The sequence below is a fragment of the Halorientalis salina genome (assembly GCF_005049285.1).
GTDB classification, from domain to species: Archaea; Halobacteriota; Halobacteria; order Halobacteriales; family Haloarculaceae; genus Halorientalis; species Halorientalis salina.
In genome coordinates this window covers 193,593-216,897 of record NZ_SOSC01000002.1, presented here as the reverse complement: position 1 = coordinate 216,897, position 23,305 = coordinate 193,593, and the positions used below count along the sequence as shown (strand labels likewise).

26 protein-coding genes are annotated in these 23,305 nt (G+C 66.6%); 12 read left to right on the top strand and 14 right to left on the bottom strand.

Annotated features, from left to right (window positions below; genetic code table 11):
• The first annotated feature begins 116 nt into the window (after positions 1–116).
• The gene (gene larC / locus E2481_RS05575) at positions 117–1,454 is read left to right on the top strand and encodes a nickel pincer cofactor biosynthesis protein LarC (protein ID WP_136716144.1); all 1,338 of its coding nucleotides are present in this window, start codon (positions 117–119) and stop codon (positions 1,452–1,454) included.
• 2 nt (positions 1,455–1,456) lie between these two features.
• Here larC and E2481_RS05570 read toward each other — a convergent pair whose 3' ends face one another.
• Positions 1,457–2,185 carry a hypothetical protein gene (locus tag E2481_RS05570; protein WP_136716143.1) on the bottom strand — a complete coding sequence of 243 codons (729 nt, stop codon included), beginning with the start codon at positions 2,183–2,185 and terminating at the stop codon, positions 1,457–1,459.
• 72 nt (positions 2,186–2,257) lie between these two features.
• Here E2481_RS05570 and E2481_RS05565 point away from each other — a divergent pair, with 72 nt between their 5' ends.
• Together E2481_RS05565 and radB are read left to right on the top strand one after the other, a co-directional pair.
• Positions 2,258–3,112, top strand: a complete 855-nt coding sequence (locus tag E2481_RS05565; RefSeq protein ID WP_136716142.1) for a hypothetical protein — start codon at positions 2,258–2,260, stop codon at positions 3,110–3,112.
• Between the two features lie 39 nt (positions 3,113–3,151).
• Positions 3,152–3,844 carry a DNA repair and recombination protein RadB gene (gene radB, locus E2481_RS05560; RefSeq protein ID WP_136716141.1) on the top strand — a complete coding sequence of 231 codons (693 nt, stop codon included), beginning with the start codon at positions 3,152–3,154 and terminating at the stop codon, positions 3,842–3,844.
• Between the two features lie 416 nt (positions 3,845–4,260).
• Here radB and phoU read toward each other — a convergent pair whose 3' ends face one another.
• From phoU to E2481_RS05535, 5 genes are read right to left on the bottom strand one after another with little or no spacing between them, the layout of a single operon-like run.
• Positions 4,261–4,947 (bottom strand): phosphate signaling complex protein PhoU, encoded by a 687-nt coding sequence (gene phoU, locus E2481_RS05555; protein ID WP_136716140.1) that lies wholly within the window; start codon positions 4,945–4,947, stop codon positions 4,261–4,263.
• Positions 4,948–4,985: 38 nt separating this feature from the next.
• On the bottom strand, positions 4,986–5,888 hold the full coding sequence (gene pstB / locus E2481_RS05550) for a phosphate ABC transporter ATP-binding protein PstB (RefSeq protein WP_136716139.1): 903 nt from the start codon (positions 5,886–5,888) through the stop codon (positions 4,986–4,988).
• A gap of 3 nt (positions 5,889–5,891) precedes the next feature.
• Complete coding sequence (gene pstA / locus E2481_RS05545; protein ID WP_136716138.1) at positions 5,892–7,559, bottom strand: phosphate ABC transporter permease PstA; 1,668 nt, start codon at positions 7,557–7,559, stop codon at positions 5,892–5,894.
• 31 nt (positions 7,560–7,590) lie between these two features.
• Positions 7,591–8,523, bottom strand: a complete 933-nt coding sequence (gene pstC / locus E2481_RS05540) for a phosphate ABC transporter permease subunit PstC (protein WP_136716137.1) — start codon at positions 8,521–8,523, stop codon at positions 7,591–7,593.
• Positions 8,524–8,577: 54 nt separating this feature from the next.
• A complete protein-coding gene (locus tag E2481_RS05535; RefSeq protein ID WP_136716136.1) occupies positions 8,578–9,537 on the bottom strand; it encodes a PstS family phosphate ABC transporter substrate-binding protein in 960 nt (319 codons plus the stop codon).
• Between the two features lie 330 nt (positions 9,538–9,867).
• Between E2481_RS05535 and E2481_RS05530 the strand changes: the two genes are divergently transcribed.
• Positions 9,868–10,863, top strand: coding sequence for a phosphate signaling complex PhoU family protein (locus E2481_RS05530; RefSeq protein WP_136716135.1), 996 nt, complete (start codon positions 9,868–9,870; stop codon positions 10,861–10,863).
• A gap of 111 nt (positions 10,864–10,974) precedes the next feature.
• Here the strand turns inward: E2481_RS05530 and E2481_RS05525 are convergent, their stop codons facing one another.
• On the bottom strand, positions 10,975–11,349 hold the full coding sequence (locus tag E2481_RS05525) for a 30S ribosomal protein S8e (protein ID WP_136716134.1): 375 nt from the start codon (positions 11,347–11,349) through the stop codon (positions 10,975–10,977).
• A gap of 126 nt (positions 11,350–11,475) precedes the next feature.
• Here E2481_RS05525 and E2481_RS05520 point away from each other — a divergent pair, with 126 nt between their 5' ends.
• Together E2481_RS05520 and E2481_RS05515 are read left to right on the top strand one after the other, a co-directional pair.
• On the top strand, positions 11,476–11,916 hold the full coding sequence (locus E2481_RS05520; protein WP_136716133.1) for a DUF2240 family protein: 441 nt from the start codon (positions 11,476–11,478) through the stop codon (positions 11,914–11,916).
• Complete coding sequence (locus E2481_RS05515) at positions 11,916–12,299, top strand: hypothetical protein (RefSeq protein WP_136716132.1); 384 nt, start codon at positions 11,916–11,918, stop codon at positions 12,297–12,299. Before E2481_RS05520 ends, E2481_RS05515 begins: the two co-directional genes overlap by 1 nt.
• On the opposite strand, the gene E2481_RS05510 is transcribed toward E2481_RS05515, so the two are convergent.
• The gene (locus E2481_RS05510) at positions 12,287–12,949 is read right to left on the bottom strand and encodes an HAD family hydrolase (RefSeq protein ID WP_136716131.1); all 663 of its coding nucleotides are present in this window, start codon (positions 12,947–12,949) and stop codon (positions 12,287–12,289) included. The genes E2481_RS05515 and E2481_RS05510 overlap by 13 nt on opposite strands.
• Positions 12,950–13,126: 177 nt before the next feature.
• On the opposite strand from E2481_RS05510, the gene E2481_RS05505 reads away from it, so the two are divergent.
• Both E2481_RS05505 and pyrF read left to right on the top strand, forming a co-directional pair.
• Entirely contained in the window at positions 13,127–13,894 is a 768-nt protein-coding gene (locus E2481_RS05505) for an SIMPL domain-containing protein (RefSeq protein ID WP_136716130.1), read from the top strand.
• 66 nt (positions 13,895–13,960) lie between these two features.
• Positions 13,961–14,854 (top strand): orotidine-5'-phosphate decarboxylase, encoded by an 894-nt coding sequence (pyrF, locus tag E2481_RS05500; protein WP_136716129.1) that lies wholly within the window; start codon positions 13,961–13,963, stop codon positions 14,852–14,854.
• Here the strand turns inward: pyrF and E2481_RS05495 are convergent.
• Together E2481_RS05495 and E2481_RS05490 are read right to left on the bottom strand one after the other, a co-directional pair.
• Positions 14,851–15,654, bottom strand: coding sequence for a hypothetical protein (locus E2481_RS05495; protein ID WP_136716128.1), 804 nt, complete (start codon positions 15,652–15,654; stop codon positions 14,851–14,853). The two genes, pyrF and E2481_RS05495, sit on opposite strands and share 4 nt — an antisense overlap.
• 140 nt (positions 15,655–15,794) lie before the next feature.
• Complete coding sequence (locus E2481_RS05490) at positions 15,795–16,004, bottom strand: hypothetical protein (protein ID WP_136716127.1); 210 nt, start codon at positions 16,002–16,004, stop codon at positions 15,795–15,797.
• Positions 16,005–16,120: 116 nt separating this feature from the next.
• Between E2481_RS05490 and E2481_RS05485 the strand changes: the two genes are divergently transcribed.
• The gene (locus tag E2481_RS05485; protein WP_136716126.1) at positions 16,121–16,693 is read left to right on the top strand and encodes a J domain-containing protein; all 573 of its coding nucleotides are present in this window, start codon (positions 16,121–16,123) and stop codon (positions 16,691–16,693) included.
• Here E2481_RS05485 and E2481_RS05480 read toward each other — a convergent pair.
• Positions 16,690–17,565 (bottom strand): MBL fold metallo-hydrolase, encoded by an 876-nt coding sequence (locus tag E2481_RS05480; RefSeq protein ID WP_136716125.1) that lies wholly within the window; start codon positions 17,563–17,565, stop codon positions 16,690–16,692. The two genes, E2481_RS05485 and E2481_RS05480, sit on opposite strands and share 4 nt — an antisense overlap.
• A gap of 42 nt (positions 17,566–17,607) precedes the next feature.
• Between E2481_RS05480 and E2481_RS05475 the strand changes: the two genes are divergently transcribed.
• Together E2481_RS05475 and E2481_RS05470 are read left to right on the top strand one after the other, a co-directional pair.
• Positions 17,608–18,345, top strand: coding sequence for a phosphoglycolate phosphatase (locus E2481_RS05475; RefSeq protein ID WP_136716124.1), 738 nt, complete (start codon positions 17,608–17,610; stop codon positions 18,343–18,345).
• Positions 18,346–18,473: 128 nt separating this feature from the next.
• A complete protein-coding gene (locus E2481_RS05470) occupies positions 18,474–20,129 on the top strand; it encodes a GTPBP1 family GTP-binding protein (protein WP_136716123.1) in 1,656 nt (551 codons plus the stop codon).
• A 6-nt stretch (positions 20,130–20,135) separates the two neighbouring features.
• On the opposite strand, the gene E2481_RS05465 is transcribed toward E2481_RS05470, so the two are convergent.
• Positions 20,136–20,813, bottom strand: coding sequence for an HAD family hydrolase (locus E2481_RS05465; RefSeq protein ID WP_136716122.1), 678 nt, complete (start codon positions 20,811–20,813; stop codon positions 20,136–20,138).
• 156 nt (positions 20,814–20,969) lie between these two features.
• Here E2481_RS05465 and E2481_RS05460 point away from each other — a divergent pair, with 156 nt between their 5' ends.
• Complete coding sequence (locus tag E2481_RS05460; protein WP_136716121.1) at positions 20,970–21,845, top strand: hypothetical protein; 876 nt, start codon at positions 20,970–20,972, stop codon at positions 21,843–21,845.
• On the opposite strand, the gene E2481_RS05455 is transcribed toward E2481_RS05460, so the two are convergent.
• Together E2481_RS05455 and mch are read right to left on the bottom strand one after the other, a co-directional pair.
• Positions 21,839–22,330 carry a hypothetical protein gene (locus E2481_RS05455; protein WP_136716120.1) on the bottom strand — a complete coding sequence of 164 codons (492 nt, stop codon included), beginning with the start codon at positions 22,328–22,330 and terminating at the stop codon, positions 21,839–21,841. The genes E2481_RS05460 and E2481_RS05455 overlap by 7 nt on opposite strands.
• Before the next feature lies 1 nt (position 22,331).
• Complete coding sequence (gene mch / locus E2481_RS05450; protein ID WP_136716119.1) at positions 22,332–23,264, bottom strand: methenyltetrahydromethanopterin cyclohydrolase; 933 nt, start codon at positions 23,262–23,264, stop codon at positions 22,332–22,334.
• Between the last annotated feature and the right edge of the window lie 41 nt (positions 23,265–23,305).

Sequence of the window (23,305 nt, the reverse complement as noted above, 5' to 3'; positions counted from 1 at the left end):
GTATCGAGGCGAGCACAATGACAGTGGGGGTTCTCCTCGTCGACAGTCGCCTATCAGTCCGGTCGAACTCGCCCGGGACCGGACGCTTTTACCCGCTGTACGGTCTCGCTCCGAGTATGCGAACACTCGCCTTCGACGGCCGGATGGGTGCCAGCGGCGACATGCTGCTGGCCGCACTGCTCGCGGCCGGTGCCGATCGTGACGCCCTCGCACCCGTCGAGGACGCCGACGCCCTGAACGTGGCCTACGAGGTCCGCGAGGTCGAGAAAAACGCCATCAGTGCCACTGCCGTCGACGTGGTGCTGACCGGCGCAGATCACGATCACGACGGTCACGACCACGGAGACGATGGTCACGACCATCACCACCACGACCACGGTGACCACGACCACGATCATGGTGACGGTGGCCACGACCATGACGACCATCACCACCACGACCACGGCCACACCCACGCGGAAGGTCACGGCTCACAGCGCACCTACGAGGAAGTCCTCGATGTCGTCGAGTCGCTGGAGCTGCCGGCCGGCGTCACGGCGGACGCGAAAGCCGTCTTCGAGATACTTGGGGAGGCCGAGGCGGCGGTTCACGGAACCGACCTGACCGAGACCCACTTCCACGAGGTCGGGGCCGACGACGCCATCGCGGACGTGGTCGGCGCCTGTCTCCTGCTCGACGACCTGGATCCGGAGCGGGTGGTGACGACGCCGCTTTCGACCGGCGGCGGCGAGGTCGAGATGAGCCACGGGACCTACCCGGTGCCGACGCCCGCCGTCGTCGAGGTCGCCGAACGAGCCGACTGGTCGCTGCGGGGCGGTCCCGTCGACGCGGAACTCCTGACGCCCACCGGTGCGGCGATCCTCGCCCACGTCGCCGACGGTGTCGAGACGCTCCCGTCGCTCCGCGTCGAGTCCTCGGGCTACGGCGCGGGCGGGTACGACTTCGCCGACCGACCCAACGTCCTGCGCGCCCTCGTCGGCGACGGGAGCGGCGGCCTCGAGCGGGACGCAATCACGGTTCTGGAGACGAACGTCGACGACGTGCCCCCGGAGGTCCTCGGCGGGCTCCAGGAGACGCTCGCGGACGCGGGCGCACGAGACGTGTCCATCGTCCCGCTCACGATGAAGAAATCCCGGCCCGGACACCTCGTGAAGGTCATTGTCAAACCCGAGGACGCCGAGCGGGTCGCTCGTCGACTCGCCCAGGAGACGGGGACGCTGGGCGTGCGCGAACACGGGGCCGGCCACCGGTGGATGGCCGACCGCGAACTCGTCACGGCCACCATTTCCGTCGACGGAACCGAGTTCGAGGTCGACGTGAAGGTCGCCAGCGACGCGGACGGAACGGTTTTCGACGTGAGCGCCGAGTACGACGACGCGCTCGCGGTGGCCCGGGAGACGGACCTGCCGGTTCGGGCGGTCATGCGGCGCGCGGAGAACGCGGTGTCAGGGTAGGGTCAGCCGTCGTCGCGGTGTTCGGCCAGCGCTTCGTCGATGGTCAACTCGCCGACGGCGACGCGCCGGGCCAGTCCCTCGCCGATAGTCCGGTTGTCCTCGGACTGCTCGCGTGAGCGCTCCTTGATCGTCCGGATCTCGCCGGCAGTGGGTTCGACGTCGCGGGATTCGATCTCCTCGCCCGCGATCCGGGCGATGTTGACGGCGGCGAGGACGTCACCCATCCCCCGAGCACCGGTGCCGAGGTACGGCGTCGTCCCGGTCTCGTCGACGAGTTCGACCGGCACGTCCGGCAGGTCGTCGATGATGCGCGCGCCGACCATCCGCGCGCCGTCGCCGATGCGGACCAGCGGTGACGTGGCGTCCTCGAGTTCCCGCTCGACAACCTGGGCGGTCTTGGCGGACGGAACGTGGAACGCGGCGACGACGCTTTCACCCTCCAGTACGGCGATCCCCGGGCGGTCGCCGGGGTCGATGCCGACGATCGTCCGGCCGCCGCCCCCGCGCAGCGCCGTCAGCACCTCCTCGACCGCTCGTCGCGGGTTCTCGGGCTCGGCCCTGACCGTCTCGACGTCGCTGTCGATCTCGCGCTCCGGACCAGTGACCAGCACGGATGCGCGGTCGGGCAGGGGGTCGTCGGGCTCGATGGTGGTGAACGGGACGCCGCGGTCGCGCAGCTCGTTGACCACGCCGTGGTACACCTCGAAGTCCTCCGTGGCGACGACGATCACAGCGGAAGTTGGCAGCGGGCCGACTTAGGTTGTGGCACAAATGCTTTCACACCGTGGACGGGTGATTCGAACATGCACGAGCAGTTCCGGGGCCCCGCCCTCCAGTCGCCGGAACGGCCGGACACGTTCTTCGCGTTCGTGGCTGGCCTGTACGCCGCGTTACTTCTGACTCCGGCTGTCGTCATCGGGCTCGGACTGTGGGTGAGTGGCGACGCGGCGGTCCTGTATTTCGGTCTGCTGGCAGCAGTTACGGCTATCACTGTCGGTGTTGCTTGGGGCGTCACGCGCTGGCGCGGGCTTCCAGAGCGGATGGGTGCCACGAGAGTCGCGTGGGGACTCGTCTTCCTGCCAGTTTTCGCGCTCCTCGGCTACTTCGCGTTCCTCGCTGCCGTCGAGTCGTCGTCGGCCAGCGCGGGTGCACTCGTCGGGTTTCTGTTTTGCGTGGTCGGCATACTCGTCGGCATCGGCCTGGTCGCGATGTCCAGAAGCCGGTACGCCGACGCCGTCGTCGACGACGAGTCTGTGACCTGTGAGTGGACGGCCGGCTGGCCCGACCAATCGCGGAAACGGCTCCAGTACGCCAGCGTCGTGGCGATGTGTCTCCTCGTCCCCATCTGGGCCGGCGGGTACCTTCTGAACGCGGAGTGGGTCGGCACAGTCGCACAGGTCCTGTTCGTCCCGGTCATCCTGCTTGGGAACGTCGGTCGAGAGCGAACCTACCGGGTGACGCCAGCGGGCCTGGAGCGCCGTGATCCGGCGACCCGGTACCTCTACGAGTGGGACGCCTTCGAGAGCTACGCGGTGACTGACGAGACGATCGTCGTCCGCTGGCGGTCGCGGTGGCGGCCGGCGATTCGCTGTGCCAGAGCCGATATCGACGTGGACGCCGTCACGGCCGCACTCGGCGACCATCTCCCGCGGGCCTGAGTGGGAGCGCTTTTGTCGGGGCGTTTCCAACGCCAGGACGTGAGCGAGCCGATTCCGACCGGCTGTACGTCCATCGACGACCTCCTCGGCGGCGGCTTCGAACGCGGCGTGGTCACGCAACTGTACGGCCCGCCGGCCGCCGGCAAGACCAATCTCGCGCTCTCGGCGGCCGTCGAGACCGCCGCCGCCGGCGACAGCGCCCTCTTCATCGACACCGAAGGGCTGTCAGTCGACCGCCTCGAACAGGTGGCCGGCGCTCGGACCGAGGATATCGACGACCTCGCCTCCCGGATCATCATCTCGGACGCCCTCGATTTCGAGGAACAGGGCGAGGCCGTCCAGGACGCCGCCCAGTTCGCCGAGCGGGTCGACCTCATCGTGCTGGACAGCGCGACCGGGTTCTACCGGATCAAACGCTCCGAGGACGACGAGGCCGGCGACGCCCTGCGAACGGTGGCCCAGCAGGTGACTCACCTGCTCTCGCTGGCCCGCAAACACGACCTCGCCGTCGTCATCACCAATCAGGTGTACACCGACCCGGACAGCGACCGCGCGAGTCCTCTGGGTGGCCACACGCTCACTCACTGGTCGGGCGTCGTCTGCCGGATCGAGCGGTTCCGCGGCGGCAACCGTCGCGTCACGCTCGAAAAACACCAGTCGAAACCCGCCGGGGACACCGCACGCTTCTCGATCACCGGCGACGGACTGGCGAGCGTCGACGAGACGCCGTGAGGAACGGTACTGTGCGGTGGCCGCGCTCGCGTTTCATTGCGAGCGTCGCCGGAAGGGCAAGCGCTTCCGAGCCGCCACTCACTTCGTTCGTGGCGACGGGGAAAGGCAGGCACCCACCAGCATCCGGCGGCCGTCGGCCGCCGAAAGACGCTGCGTCTTTCGAGCCGTCACCCACTTCGTTCGTGACGACGCCGGTTCACTTCGACGAACGAAGTGAGTCGGAGCAGTTTTCATGAACGTTCACAAGAGCGAAGCTCTTGTGCAGTATGAAAGACGCTCCGCGTCTTTCATGCACACCAGAACGGCGAAGCCGTTCTGGGGACAGCCCATCAGAAATCTTCGATTTCTGAGGACGTTTTGCGAGGAGTGGTTCGAGCGCGCCGGAGGCGCGACTCGAACCCGACGAAGTAAAAGGTTCAGTAGATTAACGCGTCGTCGTTCTCGACCATGTAGAGGGTGCGGGCAGCGATGTTGACGGCGTGGTCGCCGACGCGTTCGAGGTCTCGGATCGTCAGCAACATCCGGGAGACCTCCTGGAGGAACTGCTCGATGTCCTCGTCGTCGGTTTTGCCCTGTTCTTCGAGTTCGGTCTCGATGAGGTCCCTGACGACGAGTTCGGAGGCCCGCTCACAGTGGGCGTCGATGTCGTCGTCGCGGTCGGAGATCGCGAAGCAGCCCTCGGCGTCCTGTTCGGCGTAGGCCATCATCGCGTCCTCGACCATCGCCAGCGTCTCCTCGCCGATGGACTGGATGTCGACGTCGGGGTAGACGTCCCGGGTCGCGTCCAGGGTGTACTCCCCGAGGTTCGTCGCGAGGTCGCCGATGCGTTCCAGGTCGGTGATGACCTTGAACGAGGCGGCGATAAAGCGGAGGTCGCCCGCGACCGGCTGTTGGAGCGCGAGCAGGTCGATACAGTCCTGTTCGAGATCGAGGTACAGCTGGTTGATCTCGTGGTCGCCCTCGATGACGTCCTGGGCGAGTTCCTCGTCTTTCTGTTCGAGGGCGTCGAGGCCCATCCTGAACCGTTCGAGGACGACCTCGCTCATGTAGAGGACGTCGTCCTGAAGGTCTTCTAACTTCTGCTGATAGTCTTTCCGTGGCATGAATTGGGGTTCTCCGTGTTGGCTGTTGTATGTTGGGGCTATCCGAACTTGCCGGTGATGTAGTCCTCGACGCGCTGGTTTTCCGGGTTCTCGAAGATCTTGTTCGTGTCGTCGAACTCGACGAGTTCGCCCCCAGTGAGGAACACCGCTGTCTTATCGGAGATGCGCGCGGCCTGTTGCATGTTGTGGGTGACGATGACGACGGTGTAGTCCTCGGCGAGGTCGTCGATGAGGTCCTCGATCTTCGAGGTCGCGATGGGGTCCAGCGCGCTCGCCGGCTCGTCCATCAGGATGACTTCGGGATCGACCGCGATAGCGCGGGCGATACAGAGGCGCTGTTGCTGGCCACCGGAGAGGTCGAGGGCGCTCTTGTCGAGTTGATCTTTGACTTCGTCCCAGAGCGCGGCGTGTTTCAGCGCTCGTTCGACCTTCTCGTCCATGTTCTCGGTCTGGTTCTGGACGCGGAGGCCGTACGCGACGTTGTCGTAGATGCTCTTGGGGAACGGATTGGGATGCTGGAACACCATCCCGATGCGACGGCGGAGGGCGACGGGGTCGACGTCGTCGTCGTAGACGTCCTTCCCCTCGAAGCGGAGTTCACCGTCTACGCGTGCTGAGTCGATGAGATCGTTCATCCGGTTGATACACCGGAGGAACGTGGATTTCCCACAGCCTGACGGTCCGATCATCGCCGTGACCTGTTTGGCCGGAATTGCGAGGCTCACGTCGTTCAGTGCCTGTACGTCGTCGTAATAGACATCTAGATTACGGGATTCGAGGACGGTCCGAGCGGTGCCGCTGGTTTGCTCTGTGGTACTCGTTCCTTCGACGTCGATGGACTGATCGACGAGCGGGTCGCCCGACGGATCCGGCGTGTCTGCGGCTGCGTTCGCAGTCGGGTCAGTACCGTCGTTCGTATCCGTCATTTCGTCTTGTGTCATGGCTTAACTCCCTCGTTGATACCTGTTGCGGATGATGATTGCCGTCCCGTTCATGACCAGGAGCACGAACACGAGCGTGACGACGCCCGCGGGAAGGACCCCGTTGAGGAACGCCGGATCGAACTGTCGGGCCCACTGGAAGATCTGTCGTGGCATCGCACCGGACCTGCTGAAAAACCCGTTCGGCGGGACCCGAACGGACGCCGCCATCCCGATCATCAGTAGCGGTGCCGTCTCGCCGATCGCACGACCGAACGCCAGAATCGTTCCCGTGAGGATACCAGGCAGCGCCTCGGGGAGGACGACGTTTCTGACTGTCTGCCAGCGGGTCGCCCCCATACCGTAGGAGGCCTCCCGCATCGAATCCGGGACCGACCGAATCGCCTCCTGTGCGGAGATGATGATGATCGGGAGGATCAGGAGTCCGACCGCGAGACCGCCGACGATGACCGACCCGGTCGGCATCTGGAAGAACCTGACGAACAGCGCCAGACCCAACAGTCCGTACACCACCGACGGGACGCCCGCGAGGTTGCCGATGTTGATCTCGATGAGCGTCACGAGCCGTCCCATCAGCCCCGACGAGGGCGCGTACTCTTCGAGGTAGATCGCGGCACCGACGCCGACGGGGAACGTCGTGAGAACGATGACGATGAGCAGCATGATCGAGCCGACCATCACCGGGTAGATCCCGGCGTCCGCGGGCGTCGTCGACGTGGCACTCGTCAGAAAGCCCCAGTCGAGCCACGGGTCGGGACCGGCGAAGCCGAGCGTCCGGGTGAGGACTGCTCCCAGGAGCGTGCCCCCAACGAGGACGACCGGGAACAACAGTCCGAGGCGACCCTCGTCGCGCCGGAGCACGCTTTCGACGTACAGCCCGAGCGGAACGGCCGTCGAGAGAACGATGAGCATCCACCCCTCGACACCGACGCCGACGACGGGGCCGAGGCCGACACCGAGCACGGAGCCGACGATCACGGCACCTGCCGTAACGAGGCCGGCACGGTTGCTCTCCCGCCGACCACGGACGAACCAGCCTGCCGCTGCCGCGACCGGGAGCACGAGCGACGGGACGAGCATGATCCAGTCAAGCGGGAGGACCGGGGACGAGGCGATCAGTCCCCGAACGCTCGGGATGTAGAACGGCAGTCCCAGCAGTTCGGCGATGGCACCGGGTGGAATTCCGAACACAGTCACCAGCAGCGTGACGATCAATAGTCCGGTTCGCTCGGTCTCCGCGTGGCGACGGTATCGTCTGTGGACGACCGTCACTGCCCCCAGTATCGCGAGTGCGATGCTGAGCGCGAACCATTCGCCGTAGGGGAATATCTCGACGAAGAGGATGACCAACGCGCCGGCGAGGAGGACGCCGATGAGCCCCAATCCGAGTGCCGTGTACGCGACCTTTCCTGCGTTCCCGTCCCTCGCGTACAGGTAGAGTCCGAAGCCCGTCGACGGGACGACGAGTGTGGCGAAGAACACGAGATGCCAGCCGGGATCGGCCGAGAACGGTCTGATGGCGTCTGCGGTCACGTACAGCAGTAGGATACCGACGGCGACGAGGCCGATAGCCGTCGCAGCGAGGCACATGGCCTCGAAAATTCGCCCGCGCATGCGACTGACCTGCTGGTCGCCCTCCCGTGACGTCTCGAGTCCGTCCTGGGTCGCCATCAGTTTCGCACCTCCCGACGACCGGTGTCCGTCATTCGTACTCCTCCCGGTACCGCGCCGCGATACGATTACTAATCAAGTTCATGATGAATGTGATCGCGAACAGCGTGATTCCGATGGCAAACAGACTCTTGTAGCCGGCGTCGCTGCCAGCGAGCTCCGACCCGACGACCTGGACCATCTTCGAGGTCATCGTCTGGCCGTTGCCCAAAACGTTGCTCAACGGGTCCGAGAGGTCGAGCATCTGAGGGGACAACCCCATCGCGACGGCGACGATCATCGTCTCGCCGATGGCCCGTGACAGTGCGAGAATGAACGAAGAGAAGATACCCGAGAGCGCCGCCGGAATGACGATACTGGTCGAGACGTCGTATTTGGTCGCACCGAGCCCGTAGCCGGCCTGGCGCAACGAATCGGGAACGGAACTCATCGCGTCCTCGCTGAGCGAGGAGACCATCGGGATGATCATGATCCCGACCATCAGCGACGCGCTGAGGACGTTGAACGTTGCGACCGGCAGTCCCAGGACGCGGAGGAACGGCGTCACGTACACGAGCGCGAAAAAGCCGTAGACGACCGTCGGGATGCCGGCGAGGATCTCGAGACCGGGTTTGAGAACCGCGCGCATCCGCTCGCTCGCGTATTCGCTGAGATAGACGGCGGCTGCGACACCGATCGGTATCGCGATCAGTGCCGAGAGGACGGTGACGAGGAGCGTCCCCGAAACCAGGGGTAACACGCCGAACTTCCCTTTCGAGGCGACGAACTCCGTCCCCAGGAAGAAGTCGCTCGGCGGGACCGCCGCGAAAAAGCCGACGGCGTCTCTCGCCAGCAGCACGACGATACTGAGCGTGACTGCGACGGACAACGCGGCACACAAAAAGAAGATCCCGTTGTACAGTTTCTCTCTCGCCACTTTACCCGTGGGGCGTGACGTGATGTCCGGTTGTGTGTCTGTACTCATTGTGAATTCGGTGGTAGGTTGGGTACGTAAAGAGGGCGGTTTAGTGTGACTCGATCAGGCGTCGTAGTTCTCTTCGAGTTTGCTCAGGTTCTCGTCGCGGAGGTCGGTCCCTGACGGGACGTAGCCGATGTCCTGGACGAGGTTCGTTTCGGCGTTTTCGAGGTAGAACTTCACGAACTCGTAGACTTCCTCGCGCTGGAGGGACTCCTTGTTCACGTAGATGAACAGCGGCCGGGCCATCGGGTAGGAGCCGTCCTTGGCGTTCGACAGGCTCGGTTCGGTACAGCCGTCGCCTTCCGATTGCTCGATCTCGAGGGCTTTCACGCGGTCGCTGTTCTCCTGGTAATAGGCGTACCCGAAGTAACCCATCGCGTTCTCGTTGTCCTCGATCCCGCGAACGATCTGGTTGTCGTCCTCGGTCGCCTGGTGGTCGGCGGTGTGGCTGTACTCCTCACCGACGACGTTCTCGTTGAACCAGTCGTACGTCCCGGAGGTGTTGGCGGGGCCGTACAGACTGAACTCCTGGTTGGGCCACTCCTCGTTGACGTCCGACCACGTGGTGGTGCGGTCTTCACGCCAGATCTGGGACAGCTCGTCGAAGGTGACGCAGTCGACGTCGGAGGCGTTGTTGACCGCCACCGTCAGCGCGTCGCTGGCAACCTGGAACTCGATGGGTTCGACGTCGTTCTCGCCACAGTGTTCGATTTCGCTGTCCGTGATCGGCCGGGACGCGCCGTTGATGTCGGCGTTGCCCGGACAGAAGTGGTTCTCGAAGCCGCCACCGCTCCCCGTCGAGTCGGTGGTGACGTTCACGTCCCCGTGTTCGGACATGAACTCCTCGGCCATCTTGTCCGAGACCGGAAACACCGTACTGCTCCCTTTGACGACGACCTCGCCCGAGAGTCCGCCGTCTCCGCTCGTGTCCTGCGTACACCCTGCCAGCGCCAGGGCACTTGTCGCACCAACACCTGCGACGAACTCGCGTCGCGACACCGAAGTTAGCTCGCGTGTCATCGTCTGAAATGGGCAGACATACGGGTAAATACTCTACTATTACCTTTACCGAATAATCTATAATCTATATAGCTTTCTGTATTGGTATAGATTCACAAATTCAGGTCTGGGACAATATCCGGCCTCTGTCCGCCTTTCCATCGGGTTCGGGGAATCGCCGAGATGGAGGTCGACTCATACTATCGGCCAACCATCGTAATCTCGGCCACAACTTCGGGGCCACGGACCCGTTAGTTTGGTTTACTCGTAGCCGAACCTAAAAATAGGTATATCGGTCTCTCGTATATAGACATGGATTGATTTATTGCGGATACGGGGGAACACGGTGGCATGGAGACGCGAAAGGTCCAGGTGACAGGCGGATCGACGTACACGGTTTCGTTACCGAAAGACTGGGCGACGGCAAACGACGTGAGCGCGGGCAGCGTCGTCGAATTCCACGCCGAGAGCGATTCACTCCTCCTCTCACCGAAAACGGCCGACGAACGCTCCGAGGGGACCCTCGACGTCACTGGACTGGAGGGCGACCAGCTCACGCGCGCAGTGATGACGATGTACGTCAGCGGCTTCGACATCATCACGCTGGAGACCCCGCGCGTGGAAGCAAAGCAGCGCCGAACCATCCGCCAGGCCACCCAGGGACTGGTCGGACTGGAGGTCATCGAGGAGACCAGCGAGCGCGTGGTCCTCCAGGACTTACTCGACTCCTCGGAGCTGTCGGTTCACAACGCCATCACGCGCATGCGGCTGGTCGCGTTGACGATGCTTTCCGACGCGGTGGACGCGCTCGTCGAGAACGACGACAACCTCGCGAGCGACGTGATGGAGCGGGACGACGACGTCGACCGGCTCTGGTACATGATCTCCCGGGTGTTCCGGACGGTCCTTCGCGACCCGACGGCGGCCTCTCACATCGGGCTCCCACGCGTGACGTGTTTCGACTACCAGTCCAGCGCCCGCCAACTGGAGCGCATCGCCGACCACGCCACGAAGATCGCCGAGTTCTCCCTGGAGATCGGCGAAGTCGACGACGAGATCGCACAGGGGCTCTACGACCTCCGCGAGGACGCGCTGGCGGTCCCCGAAACCGCCATGGACGCGCTGCTGGAGGACGACCCGGAGACCGCCACGGAGCTGGCCAACGAGGCCCGCAAACAGATCCGCCCCATCGACGACCGCGCCCGGGAGGTCGACGATCGCATCCACCAGATGGACTCCCAGACCGCCCAGGTGCTCGGGCTCGTCGTCGACTCGCTGTCCCGGACGGCCGACTACGGCGGCAACATCGCCGAGAGCGCACTGCAGAAGGCCGCACCACGTCCCTGAACGGTTGGCGTGACAGGTGCGCGAATCGGCTGCCGTACGACAACTCGTCGAAACCGGCACACGACGCGCTAGACGGTTACTGAGAAGGGATACTGCGACCGAGAATCGGCGTTACTCCTCGACGAGAACGGCGTTGACCTGGCCGTCCTGGCCGGGTCGGGAGGTCACGCGGGCGCGGCCTTCGCTCGTTTCGAGGACGGCACCTTTCGTGATGATGTTCCGTCGCGCGTAGTTGGGGTTGGACTCGTTCTCGGCGACGTTTTCGATCTCCGCGGCGACGACCTCGTCGCCCACGGCGATGCTGGCGGTGTCGGACGTGATGGCGCGGACCTTCTCGGTGTCGCCGCGCGTGTCCACGAACTTCAGCTTCCCGTCGCCGACCTGCGTCTCGGTCGGTTCCCCGGCGAGTTCGTGTTTCTTCTTCTTGTGGTTCGGTCGAAGCCGGCCGCCCGTCCGCTTGCGGATGGAGCGTCCCTGATCTTTCATACCTCTTGGATTCGCGAGCGGATACTTGAACCTCTCGACTCTCGACCGGTGAGCGGAGACGACCGGAGCCCCTATCGACGACCAACAGCGATGGGTTTAGAAGGATGCCAGTTGCGGATACGGACGATGAGTCTGCGGACGGCCGTCGCCGCACCGTTTCGCCAGCAGGGCAAAGAGCGGATGGGGACGAGCGAGTTCGTGGTCGCGCTCTCGCTCGACCGCGACTGGTTCTCGCCCGATCAGGCGAAGCGACTGCTCGACGTCGCGGCCAGCGAGGGGTTCGTCGAACGCGCCGACGGGGACGTGACCGTCACGTTCGACCCCGACGAGGTCGCGGTCCCTGACGGATTCGTCCCCGACGAGTCCATCCTCCAGGAGCGGTCGACGTTCGAGCGCGCGCTCGACGCCATCGTCGACGCCGGCGTCCAGAAACAGGAGGCCGTCGCGGCGATCAATTCGCTGCAGGCCGACCTCGGCGTGACGGTCGAAGCCGCGGCGGTCGTCTACGCTCGCCGGCAGGGCATCGACGTCGGCGAGGTCGCCGAACGCGCACTGGGTGAACTCTGATGGTCGACGAACGCATCACCGACGGGAAGCGCATCGCACAACTGCTCGCCTCCGAGATCACCGGCCGCGAGACCGGCGTGCTCGCCGACCTGTCCGTGGTCGACGCCGACCCGGACGCCGAGCCGACCGACGACGGGGCCTTCGCCTACGGCGTGGCCGTCGGCGAGGACCGTCTGGCCGAAGTGTTCGTCCAGCCGGACCGCGCGTACCTGGAACTCCAGGCCGGGCTGGACGCGGCCACGGATACAGCCGACGACGAGGGCCTTCGGGTGCGCCCGAAAGCCGTCGAACCGCCCCGGACGCTCGTGTTCGTCGAGAGCGGTGCCGAGGTGAAAGGAGCCGTCGAGGTGGTACTCGCGGCCGGTGAGCGCTACAGGGCCTGAAGCAGGTCGGGCAACCGCGCGACGAGTTCCCCGCGGTCGATGACGGCGTCGGCTTCGGGACGGGAATCGGGATTTTCGGGCGTAAGCACCTGCACCGTCCGGAAACCGGCGTCGGCCGCGCCCGCGATGTCGACCTCGGGGCGGTCGCCGACGTAGACGGCCCCGTCGGGGCGCACGTCGAGCGCGTCACAGACGGCCTCGAAGGCGCGCCGGTCGGGCTTGCCGGCGGCCAGGGTCCCGGTGACCACGACGGCGTCGAACAGGTCCTCCCAGCCGAGTCGCTCCAGTTTCCCGTGCTGAGCGACGACCGGACCGTCTGTGAGCAGGCCGACGCGATAGGTTCGCCGGAGGTCCCCGATCAGATCGGCCGCGCCGGGGACCGGCCGCAACGCGTCCTCGATTCTCTCTCGGTAGGCTGTTGCGAGATCGGTCGCCGTGGCGTCGCTGTCGTCGTCGAGCAGTCGCTCGAAGATCGGTGCGCGCGTCTCGGTCGCCTCGACCGCGCCGTGGGCCTGCAGATACTCTGCGCGTGCAATCCTGTCTGTGCCCGCGTGGGAAGTGGCTTCGTCGAGGAGCGTCTGCCGGGTTCGGTCCGTGACCGCGAGCGTGTCGTCCAGGTCGAACACGACCGCGACCGGTGCCGGTGCCATTCGTCTGTTCGTAACGACGCCTGGTATTTGAGTCTACCCGCGAGCGAAGCGAGCGGGTGCTTGGGTGAAGACCGGAGGGAGTCAGCCAGTGTTCCCGCGAGTGTCCGTTCGATGAGTCAAACGGCCGTTTGATTCTACGTCGGTTATACCGTGGTGCCCGTCGAAGCGTCGGGTGCAATGCGCAAGCGAGCCCTCCCCGTGCTCGCCCTCGTCGTCGCCCTCGTGGCGGCGGGGACGGCGGGCGCGGTGATGACGACCGATCGCACAGACAGCCAGAAAGCCACGCCGAACGCCGACACGACATCGGCAGCCGACGCCGGGGACAGGACCGTTAGCGTCTCCAGCGAGGGCAGCGCCAGCGCGACACCCGACGAGGCGGTGGTCACCGTCGCCGTCGTCGCCGAGGGTGAGGACACCGAGCGCATCAGGGACGAACTCGCCGACGGGTCGGCGGACCTCCGTAGCGCCCTCGACGACGCGAACGTCGCCGAGGACCAGATCTCGACCGCTGACTACCGGATCACCGAGCCACACCGACGTCCCCAGGCCGAAGAGGGACCGGCCTACCGCGGGATTCACGCCTTCGAGGTCCGCCTCGATGACACCGACGCGACCGGCGGTGTCGTCGACGCCGCCGCGGACAGCGGTGCCGAGGTGACTGGCGTGCGGTTCACGCTCTCGGAGGACAGCCGAACGGAACTGCGCGACGACGCCCTCGAAAACGCGATGGGCGACGCCCGGAGTCAGGCCGACACGCTGGCGGCTGCCGGCGATCTGGAAGTGACCGGCGTCGCGAGCATCGACGCGACCGACCGCAACTACAGCCCGGTTCGATACCAGACCGAGGCCGCCGACACGGCAGCGGGCGGGTCGACCAGCATCGAAACCGGCGACGCCACCGTCTCGGTGGACGTGCGCGTCGTCTACAACGCGACCGACGCCTGAGTCGGGCCGAGAACCGCCTGGGATCGGATGGGAACCTTGTAGTGGGGTCCCGACCAGCCATCGATAATGACTTTCTTCGACCGCCTCGCCGACCGCATCGAGACGGCGGACAGCGTCGTCTCCGTGGGGCTGGACCCGGACATGGATCGCCTGCCCGAGCACCTCATGGACAAGGACCTGCCCCGGTGGGCGTTCAACCGGCGCATCATCGACGCCACGCACGAACACGCCGCCTGCTACAAACCCAACGCGGCCTTCTACGAGGACCCGGACGGCTGGCGCGCCCTCCAGGAAACCATCGCCTACGCACACGGGAAGGACGTGCCCGTGCTGCTGGATGCCAAACGCGGCGACATCGGGAACACGGCCCGCCAGTACGCCGACCTGCTCGATTCGGCCGACGCGATCACGGCCAACCCCTACATGGGGCGGGACTCCCTGGAGCCGTTCCTCGAACGGGCCGACGCCGGCGTGTTCCTGCTCTGTCGCACCTCCAACCCCGGCGGCGCGGACATCCAGAACCTCGAACTGGAATCTGGCGAACCGGTGTACGAGCGGGTGGCCGCGCTGGCAGACACCTGGAACCGGAACGGGAACGTCGGGCTGGTCGTCGGCGCGACCCAGCCCGAGGAACTCGAGGAGATCCGCGAGATCGTGCCCGACATCCCCTTCCTCGTGCCAGGGGTCGGCGCGCAGGGCGGCGACGCCGAGGCCGCCGTCGAGCACGGGCTCGCCAAGCTGGACGAGCGAAGCTCGTCGGCAGACCGGACACAGTCCGGTATTGGGGTCGGCCTCGTGAACTCCTCGCGAGGCATCATCTTCGCCGGAGAGGACAGCGAGGCGCGGAGCGCCTCGGGAAGTCGAGCGGCGGAGCCGAGAGACCAGGGCGAGCAGTTCCACAAAGCCGCTGGACAGGCCGCCAAGCGGCTAAAAGACCGCCTCAACCAGTACCGCGATTAACCGGCGTCCCTGCGGGGGAGATACCGATCGAGCGCGTCGGTGATCGCCGGGAGGTCCGTGACGTCCGCCCGCGCTGACCGGAAGGCCAGCGGCGGCAGCCAGCGGTACAGCGCCAGCGAACTCTCCGTGACTTCGAAGTCCGCGAACCGCGACCAGGGGATGAACTCGCCGCCGTAACTGCCGACGCGTTTGACGTAGAGCCCGTCGGCCAGTGCGACGTAGTGTCGTTTCCCGCCGACGAAAAACGCCGCGGCGAAGAGCACGCCCGCCGCGGTCGGCGCGAACTCGGCCAGGAAGACCGCGTCCTCGTATGTCACTCCGGCTCCGAGCAGTGCGAGCGCGCCCGACAGCGCGAGGCCTCGGAGGAACCACGTGTGGCGTCGCGTCGGTTCGGCCACCCACTCGGCGACGACGGCGTCGTTCGCCCGTGACCACGCGAGCATGCGCTGGTTCGCGAGCAGGTAGGTGCCGAGACCGATCACGAGGGCGACGATCAGGAACGGGATCCACGGCATGACGGTCCGGTCTGCAGCGGGAAGCGCGTCGTAGGTCACCATCCACCCGATCAGGACGAGGGCCGGGACGCCGAGCAGCGCGAGGTGCCACTGCCGACGAGCCATCGTGGCGGCGAGGTGGGTACGTTGATCGGCAATCGCGGTGACGAGCAGCCAGACGAGGCCACCTGCGACGAAAGCCAGCGGTTCGACCACGGTGGAGCCAGCGACCGCGACGGCGAGAGTGAACGCGAGCGCACCGAGGTACGCACCCAGGAGGACGGCGAAGGGGTCGGGGCGGCGCATACGTTCCGGGTCCACGACCAGTCTAAAAAGTGCCGGGTGTGACAACGAACGGAGGTTTCGGGTGTACACCGGAAAACTAGCCGAGCGCTCCCTTTCGGGATCGTTGCCCGGCCGTTCGTTCGGGATGGGATATCGCCGGGCTAAAACCGGTACGTGTCGACGCCATCGGGCATATTTTCGGGGCTGCGCTGGCGTTCCGTGCCACCGCCGCCGCCGACCTGGGAGAGACACTCCACACAGAGGCCGGTCTCCTCGTCGAAGTGCTCGTCACAGACCAACTGGGCACAGTGCGAGCAGGTGTGACTGACCTCGCCCACGGTACAGACCGCACAGTTGCCGGAGACGCTCATGGCAGGGAGTAGCACGCCCACGCGTATGAACCCTGCGCGGTCCGGAGTCAGTCGCTTCCGCGGCTGTGCCAACCGGCAGCGAGAGGCTTACGGTCGTCGCACACGAAGGGGCAGTCGTGCAACACGACCGGCTCATCACCGGGATCGCGACTGCCCTGGCGGGGTGTGCGGTGCTGCTGGCGCTGCTGGGCGTGATCTACAATCCGGCGATCATCTTCGTCGCGCTGGCGCTGGGTGCGGCGGCGTATTTCATGTGGTTCCAGGCGAGCGGTCGGCTGGCCAGACGGGTCTACCGCTCGGTCGAGCGCCAGGCGCGGACGGACACCGACGGATCCGGGTCGGGCCGCCGTACCCGTCAGCGTCGGAGTCGGGAACGGGGCGGGTTCGGTGCCGGTCCCCGGGAGGACTGGACGCCACCGGGCGGTCGCGGCGGCCGGCGCTCTCGTGCCCGGGGCGACCCCTTCGGGGGGCAAGGCCAGCGCCAACGCCAGCGGCGACGCGCTCCGTCGACGACGGACGGACCAAGCGAGGCCGAAGCCTACGCGGTTCTCGACGTGGACCCCGGCGCGGACGACGACGCCGTCAAGCAGGCCTATCGGCAGAAAGTCAAGGAAGTCCACCCGGACACTGACGGGGGCGACGAAGACGAGTTCAAGCGCGTCAACCGCGCGTACGAACGGCTCTCCTAGCGGTCGAGGTATCCAAGAACACCGACCACGTCCCGGCGGAGCGTCGAGCTCTCCCACTCCGGCCGGAGTTCGGCCATGACGTCGTCGACGTCGTCACCGACGGCCTCGCGCGCTGACCGGACGGCCTCGACCCACGCCGGCAGCATCTCGGCGTAGTCGTCGAGTTCCCCGCTCGCCTCGCCGCGTTCCCCCGGTCCGAAGTGACTGTAGAGTGTCCGGGACGGGTCGAGTTCGGCGAGTCGGTCGATGGTCTCGAGGTTCGCCTCCAGGTCGAAACTCGGCGGCGGCGTCGTCGGGACGACTCCGCCTTCGTTCGGGTCGAACGCACCGACGGCGTCGGCCGCGAACAGCGTGCCGCTCTCGGGTTCGAGGCAGACGAAGTGGTGGGGCGCGTGGCCGGGCGCGTCGTAGATCTCGAACTCACGGTCCCCGAGGTCGAGGGTTTCGCCGCCGGAGACGGCGCGACAGCGCTCCGCCGGGACGACCGAGGGCTCTCCATACGGATCCTCGAACCCGATGGCTGCGTTGACGCTCTCGACGAGGTCCCCGAGACGGTCGGGGTCCGTCAGGAACGGGTAGCCGCGCTCGTGGACGACGACGGTCGCATTCTCGCAGGCCTCGGCGAGTCGGCCGGTCCCGGCGGCGTGGTCGAGGTGGACGTGACTGACGACGAGATACTCGACCTCCCCGGGGTCGATGTCCAGGGCGTCCATCGTGTCGAGGATGCGCTCGGCACCCTCGGTCGTGCCGGCGTCGAGGACGGCGGGCCGCTCGGCGTTCAGCAGGTAGGTCGCGAGCGCCTCCTCCATCCCGAACAGTTCGTTGTCGACGAGGTAGGTGTCGGGACACCCGGCGACGGGTGAGGGCTTCATATCGGCACATCAGACTGCGGTTACTTATGCGATGTGAGACGCATGCCTAGCCATGGACGCGTACGCACGGACGACGCTGGCACGGACGGTGACCGGCGCGTGACGCCCCCGCTGGTCGTCGACATCGACGGAACGCTCACCGGACCCGACCGCGGCATCGACCCGCGAACGATGCCGGTGCTCAAAGAGTGGGCGGCTCCGGTCGTCGTCGCGACCGGGAAGGCGTTCCCGTATCCGGTCGGCCTCTGTGAGTTCCTCGCGATCCCGATCCGGGTCATCGCCGAGAACGGCGGCGTGAGCTACGTCGCCGAGACCGAGACGGTGGTGTTCACGGGCGAACCCGTGGCCGCTCAGGCGGTCGCCGAGGAGTATCAGGCTGCAGGTTACGACCTTGGCTGGGGGAACGCCGACATGGTGAACCGCTGGCGGGAGACGGAACTGGCCGTGAGTCTGGACTCGCCGCTGGAGCCGCTGGAATCCATCGCCGCCGACCACGGCCTGGAGGTCGTCGACACCGGTTTCGCGTACCACGTGAAATCTCCGGCCCAGAACAAAGGGACGGGGCTGCACGCTGTCGCTCGGGAACTCGACCTCGACGCCGAGGACTTCGTGGCGGTCGGCGACTCCGAGAACGACGTGTCGACCTTCGAGGCGGCCGGTCGCGCCATCGCCGTGGCCAACGCCGACGACCGGGCGCTTTCGGCCGCCGACGAGGTGACCGACGGCGAGTACGGCGAGGGGTTCCTCGAAGCGGCCGAGCGCATCGGCCGGGACGCGTAATCGGCGTTCGTCCCTGGCGGATTGCATGCCCGTTGCTCACGGAACTTCCTGGCCCTACGTTCGGGAAGGATGTCAACAATACCCGAACTCGGGGAAAGCTTTTAATATCGACCGCCTTAGCGCCTGGCATGAGCCCCGACCGGGCCGTCCTCGAACGCGCGATCGAGCGCGGGGAACAGGAGGGCGGCAGCGTCGAGTTCAAAGAGCGGCTCACGAAGGACCTTCACGCGCGGGAAGGCCGGTTCGAGAGCCTGGCAGCCCAGTTGCGCCACCGCGTCCTCTCGGGCGACGGCGAGGCGACCTACGTCGTCGGCGTCACCGACGACGGCGGGATCACGGGTATCCCACCCGAAGCCTTCTCCGAGTCGATGGACGTACTGTCCCTCCTGGCCGAGGAGGCCGGCGCACACATCGAGGAGGTCGAGACCTGGGGGGTCGACGACGGGTTCGCCACCGCCACGGACAGTCACGCCCCCGTCTCGAAGTCGACCGAAAACGGCATCGTCGGCGTCGCGACGATCCGCGAGGGCACGGTGATGGAAGACGACGAGCACATCGTCGTCGGCACGGCCGGCCACGTCGACCACGGCAAGTCGACGCTCGTCGGCTCGCTGGTCACGGGCAATCCAGACGACGGCGAGGGCGGCACCCGCTCCTTCCTCGACGTTCGTCCCCACGAGGTCGAACGCGGGCTCTCGGCGGACCTGTCCTACGGGGTCTACGGCTTCGACGACGACGGCGCAGTCAGGATGGACAACCCGCACCGCAAATCCGACCGCGCTCGCGTCGTCGAGGAGGCCGACCGCCTCGTGAGCTTCGTCGACACGGTGGGCCACGAGCCGTGGCTCCGCACCACCATTCGCGGCCTGGTCGGCCAGAAGATCGACTACGGATTGCTGACCGTCGCGGCCGACGACGGACCGACCAAGACGACCCGCGAGCACCTGGGCATCCTGCTCGCGACCGAACTCCCGACGATCGTCGCCATCACGAAGGCCGACCTGGTCGACGACGAGCGGGTCGCCGAGGTCGAACGCGAGGTCGAACGCCTGCTCCGGGAGGTCGACAAGACGCCGCTCCGGGTCGAGCGCCACGGCGTCGACGCGGCCATCGAGGAGATCAGCGAGACCGTCGTCCCGGTCGTCACGACCAGCGCGGTCACGATGGACGGGCTGGACGTGCTCGACGAGTTCTTCGAGCGATTGCCCAAGACCGCCGGTGCCGAGGCCGACGACTTCGCGATGTACGTCGACCGCTCGTACAAGGTCACCGGCGTCGGCGCGGTCGCATCGGGGACCATCAAATCCGGCACCGTCGAGGCCGGGGACGAACTCCTGCTGGGCCCCATGCAGGACGGCTCGTTCCGTGAGGTCGAAGTCCGGTCCATCGAGATGCACTACCACCGCGTCGACGAGGGCCGGGCGGGCCGCATCGTCGGGATCGCGCTCAAGGGCGTGGCGGAAGCCGACGTCGAGCGCGGGATGGTCCTGTTGCCGGCCGAGGCGGACCCGACGCCGGTCCGGGAGTTCGAGGCCGAAGTGATGGTTCTGAACCACCCGACCCGCATCGGCGACGGCTACGAACCGGTGGTGCACTTGGAAACCGTCAGCGAGGCCGCCGCGTTCTACCCCGAGGACGGCCAGCTCCTCCCGGGCGACAACGGGACGACTCGCGTGCGCTTCAAATTCCGGTCGTACTACGTCGAAGAGGGCCAGAAGTTCGTCTTCCGCGAGGGGCGCTCGAAGGGCGTCGGGCGGGTCGTCGACGTGACGCCGACTGAGTGACCCCTGTCACTCCCACGGCGGGTCCTGCAGTTCTCTCATCGACTCGATCCGGTAGTCCGGGGCGGTAACCGTGTCCGAACCGTCGGGTCGAATCAGTACCGACTCGATGCCGGCGGCGTCGGCTCCCCACACGTCCGACCGGACGGAGTTCCCGACGTGGACGACGCGGCTGGGGCTGGCGTCGAGCGCGTAGAGCGCCTCGTGGAAGGGGCCGGGTTCGGGTTTCGGCGTGGTGTCGTAGCCGCCGTAGACCACCACGTCGAAGGCGTCGGCGATGTCGAGGGCGTCCAGTTTCGGGTCCTGTATCTCGGGCCCGCCGTTGGTGACCAACGCGAGGTCGTAGTGCTCGCCCAGCGAATCCAGAGTCTCCAGCGCCCCCGGGAGCGGTTCCACGTCGCCGTGGTCGCGCATCGACGCGTAGACCGACGCCAGCCGTCGACCCAGTGCCGGGTCGCGGTCGTCGGTCTCTGCGAGCGTCCTGAAGGCCTGCTCGCGGCGTTCGGCCCTGGTCTCGTCGGTGACGACCTGCGAGAACAGCTGGTCGTGATACTCCGCGGCGGTGAAGAAGGGGTCGACGTCGAGTTCCTCGAACGCCGTCGAGAGCAGTTCTCGACTGGACTGGCGGTACTCGCAGATGGTCCCGTCCAGATCGAGGAAGACGGCGTCGATCCCGTCGGCTCTCATCGACTACGTTTCGCATCGGGTTCGGTTAAGCGTTTGGCGCGCTCGCCGAAGCCCGGTCGCCGACGGCGTCTGCAACCGCCCGATAGTCACTCCGCAATCGACCGACGACGACCCGGCCAGCGTGTACTTGGACGACCGGGCCGACGCTTCGAACACATGTCTGAGACGGATCCTTCGGGGGATGGATACAGCAGACGCCGAGCGTTGCTCGCGGTCGGGACCGGACTGGCCGCCGCGCTCGCCGGCTGTTCGAACGCCAGTCGGAACGAGACGGCGACGGGAACCACTGCAGGGACGAGCGCAACCGCGACACCCACGGTGACTGCGACGCGCGAGGACGGCCCGCAACCGACACAGGCGTCGGGCCGACTCGGGGACCAGTTCGCGGCCGTCCGATCAGCGACGGAGCAGTACGCGGACCCGTCGGCTGCTCGCCGCGACGGGTACACCGTCCTCGGTCCGTACATGGACGGGATGGGGTGGCATTTCCTCGATCAGGGTCGGGTCGCACAGGCCGAATCGGACGGCCCAAATCGCGAGAAACCACCGATGCTCACGTACGTGCGGACCGACGACGGCCTGTCACTCGCGTCCGTCGAGTACGTGGTGCCCGTCGACTCGACGTCCGAAGACCCGGACCTCTTCGTCGACGGGTCCGAGGGCCTCACCGAGCGGTGGGGGTCACACCGCGCGGCGACCCACGTGTTCGCGACGCCGGACACCTCCCAACGGGACTTCGACAGCTACGACCTCGAGACGCTCCTGACCGACGAGTACTGGGCGGAGTTTCGGCCGGCCGACGAGACGATCGAAGCCGGCGACACGGCGACGCTCAACTGGGGGTCGACCGAGGGGAAGTCCGGCGACCGGACGATGCGAACCGTCGACGGGGTCATCACTCACCCGGACCTGCGGACGCTCCACGTCTGGCTCCACGAGGACAACCCCGACGGCGTCTTCGCGGAGTCGAACCCCCGGTTCGCCGAGGGCGACGGCGGACACCACCACGGTACTGACGACCACGATCACTGACTGGCCGCGACGTAGCCGTCCGACCGCCGCTCGACCAGGTCGAACACCACGGCCCAGTCGAGCAATCGCGCCACGCGGTCTCGCCACTCCCGTTCCCAGTCCGCGTGTCGATTCCGTTCCCACGTAGGCACCATCGAACGAACTGCCTCGAACGCCTCGACGGGCGTCATCGGCCCGTCGGCTGCCCCCAGCGCGTCCAGCACTTCGCGCGCGCCGAAGACGCGCTCGCGAAATGATGCCCCGAGGTCCTCGGCGTCGAGGTCGGTCCGGACGCGCTCGTACCCGCGGTCGGTCTCGGCCGCGAGCCCCAGGGCGTCGAGAAAGGCCAGCCACTCGTTGGCCGTCTCGCGGTTCGGGAGGTCGAGTCGGGTCTGGAGGCGAGCACAGCAGTCGTCGGTGCTCCCGGGGACAAGCGGGACGGCGCGGTGGGCCGCTGCGAGCGCCTGGCGACCGTTCTCGGGGTCCGGCGCGACCTTGTACCGCATCCTACAGGTCGAAGCTCTCGGCGAGCACCTCGTCGTTTCGTTCGCCGAGGACGTGCGTTGGCCCACCGATCACGTCGATGGTGACCTGGGCGGGCGCGAACACGTCCTCCGGGACCTCGTAGAAGTCCCAGTCGGCGTCCTCGAAGACCTCGGCGAACGGCTGGCCGTACTCCTCGGTGGCAGTCGAGGGTACCTCGTCGAAGCGGTCGAACTCGCTGTCGACGGTCAGGTGGACTCGGCCGCCGTACGCCAGCGCGTCGTTGGTCCGAGCGATGGCCATCTCCTCGCTCTCGGCGACGGGCGCGACGGGTGCGCTCCCGCTCGCAGAGAGGATGTCGAGCGGATCGTAGCCCAGTTCGGACAGGCGGAAGACGGCGAGTTCGGCCGCGCGGGCGGCCATCTGGACGCTGCCGGTGATGCTCGCCGCCGAGAACGCGGGCAGGAACACGCTCGATACCGGCACGCCGGCCATCTCGGCGACCTGCTCGGCCACCGCTTCGTCCGGGACCGTGTCGGTCTCGATGGCCAGGACTGCGAAGTCGAACTCGTCGCGGTAGCCCACGCGCTGGTAGATCTCCTCTTCGGCGACCAGCGCACGGGCGGGCCCACTACCAAGCCCCTCGAAGTCGTCGGTGCTGACCTCCCAGCCGGCCTTCTGGGCACAGAGCAGTGCCAGTGCGGGGTGGTCCGTCGAGAGTTCGACGTGGGTCATCGGTGCGCCGGCGACGTCCTCGATCGCCGTCTGGACCGACGTGAGCCCGGCGGTCTGGATCTCTGCGAGTAGCAGTCCGGCCTCGACGCCGCCGGGGATCTCCACGCCGAAATCGAGCACCGTCGTCTCCCCGTCCAGGGGCGTGACGGCGACGTTCAGTTCGTCGGCGAAGTCGATGGCCTCGTCGACGAGGTCCGTCGCCATCCTGTTGAGACTCTCCATACACCCCGTTCCGTGCGCCGTCGGTTAAAAAGGCTCGTCCC

Bases quoted from the DNA above. Each gene is read 5' to 3' on its own strand.
- E2481_RS05455 (WP_136716120.1), bottom strand. From the start codon at position 22,330: ATGCGGTACAAGGTCGCGCCGGACCCCGAGAACGGTCGCCAGGCGCTC.
- phoU (WP_136716140.1), bottom strand. From the start codon at position 4,947: ATGCCACGGAAAGACTATCAGCAGAAGTTAGAAGACCTTCAGGACGAC.
- pyrF (WP_136716129.1), top strand. From the start codon at position 13,961: ATGACTTTCTTCGACCGCCTCGCCGACCGCATCGAGACGGCGGACAGC.
- E2481_RS05525 (WP_136716134.1), bottom strand. From the start codon at position 11,349: ATGAAAGATCAGGGACGCTCCATCCGCAAGCGGACGGGCGGCCGGCTT.
- E2481_RS05475 (WP_136716124.1), top strand. From the start codon at position 17,608: ATGCCTAGCCATGGACGCGTACGCACGGACGACGCTGGCACGGACGGT.
- E2481_RS05565 (WP_136716142.1), top strand. From the start codon at position 2,258: ATGCACGAGCAGTTCCGGGGCCCCGCCCTCCAGTCGCCGGAACGGCCG.
- mch (WP_136716119.1), bottom strand. From the start codon at position 23,264: ATGGAGAGTCTCAACAGGATGGCGACGGACCTCGTCGACGAGGCCATC.
- E2481_RS05480 (WP_136716125.1), bottom strand. From the start codon at position 17,565: ATGAAGCCCTCACCCGTCGCCGGGTGTCCCGACACCTACCTCGTCGAC.
- E2481_RS05520 (WP_136716133.1), top strand. From the start codon at position 11,476: ATGAGTCTGCGGACGGCCGTCGCCGCACCGTTTCGCCAGCAGGGCAAA.
- E2481_RS05530 (WP_136716135.1), top strand. From the start codon at position 9,868: ATGGAGACGCGAAAGGTCCAGGTGACAGGCGGATCGACGTACACGGTT.
- pstA (WP_136716138.1), bottom strand. From the start codon at position 7,559: ATGGCGACCCAGGACGGACTCGAGACGTCACGGGAGGGCGACCAGCAG.
- pstC (WP_136716137.1), bottom strand. From the start codon at position 8,523: ATGAGTACAGACACACAACCGGACATCACGTCACGCCCCACGGGTAAA.
- E2481_RS05460 (WP_136716121.1), top strand. From the start codon at position 20,970: ATGTCTGAGACGGATCCTTCGGGGGATGGATACAGCAGACGCCGAGCG.
- E2481_RS05535 (WP_136716136.1), bottom strand. From the start codon at position 9,537: ATGACACGCGAGCTAACTTCGGTGTCGCGACGCGAGTTCGTCGCAGGT.
- E2481_RS05515 (WP_136716132.1), top strand. From the start codon at position 11,916: ATGGTCGACGAACGCATCACCGACGGGAAGCGCATCGCACAACTGCTC.
- pstB (WP_136716139.1), bottom strand. From the start codon at position 5,888: ATGACACAAGACGAAATGACGGATACGAACGACGGTACTGACCCGACT.
- E2481_RS05505 (WP_136716130.1), top strand. From the start codon at position 13,127: ATGCGCAAGCGAGCCCTCCCCGTGCTCGCCCTCGTCGTCGCCCTCGTG.
- E2481_RS05465 (WP_136716122.1), bottom strand. From the start codon at position 20,813: ATGAGAGCCGACGGGATCGACGCCGTCTTCCTCGATCTGGACGGGACC.
- E2481_RS05510 (WP_136716131.1), bottom strand. From the start codon at position 12,949: ATGGCACCGGCACCGGTCGCGGTCGTGTTCGACCTGGACGACACGCTC.
- E2481_RS05490 (WP_136716127.1), bottom strand. From the start codon at position 16,004: ATGAGCGTCTCCGGCAACTGTGCGGTCTGTACCGTGGGCGAGGTCAGT.
- E2481_RS05495 (WP_136716128.1), bottom strand. From the start codon at position 15,654: ATGCGCCGCCCCGACCCCTTCGCCGTCCTCCTGGGTGCGTACCTCGGT.
- E2481_RS05470 (WP_136716123.1), top strand. From the start codon at position 18,474: ATGAGCCCCGACCGGGCCGTCCTCGAACGCGCGATCGAGCGCGGGGAA.
- larC (WP_136716144.1), top strand. From the start codon at position 117: ATGCGAACACTCGCCTTCGACGGCCGGATGGGTGCCAGCGGCGACATG.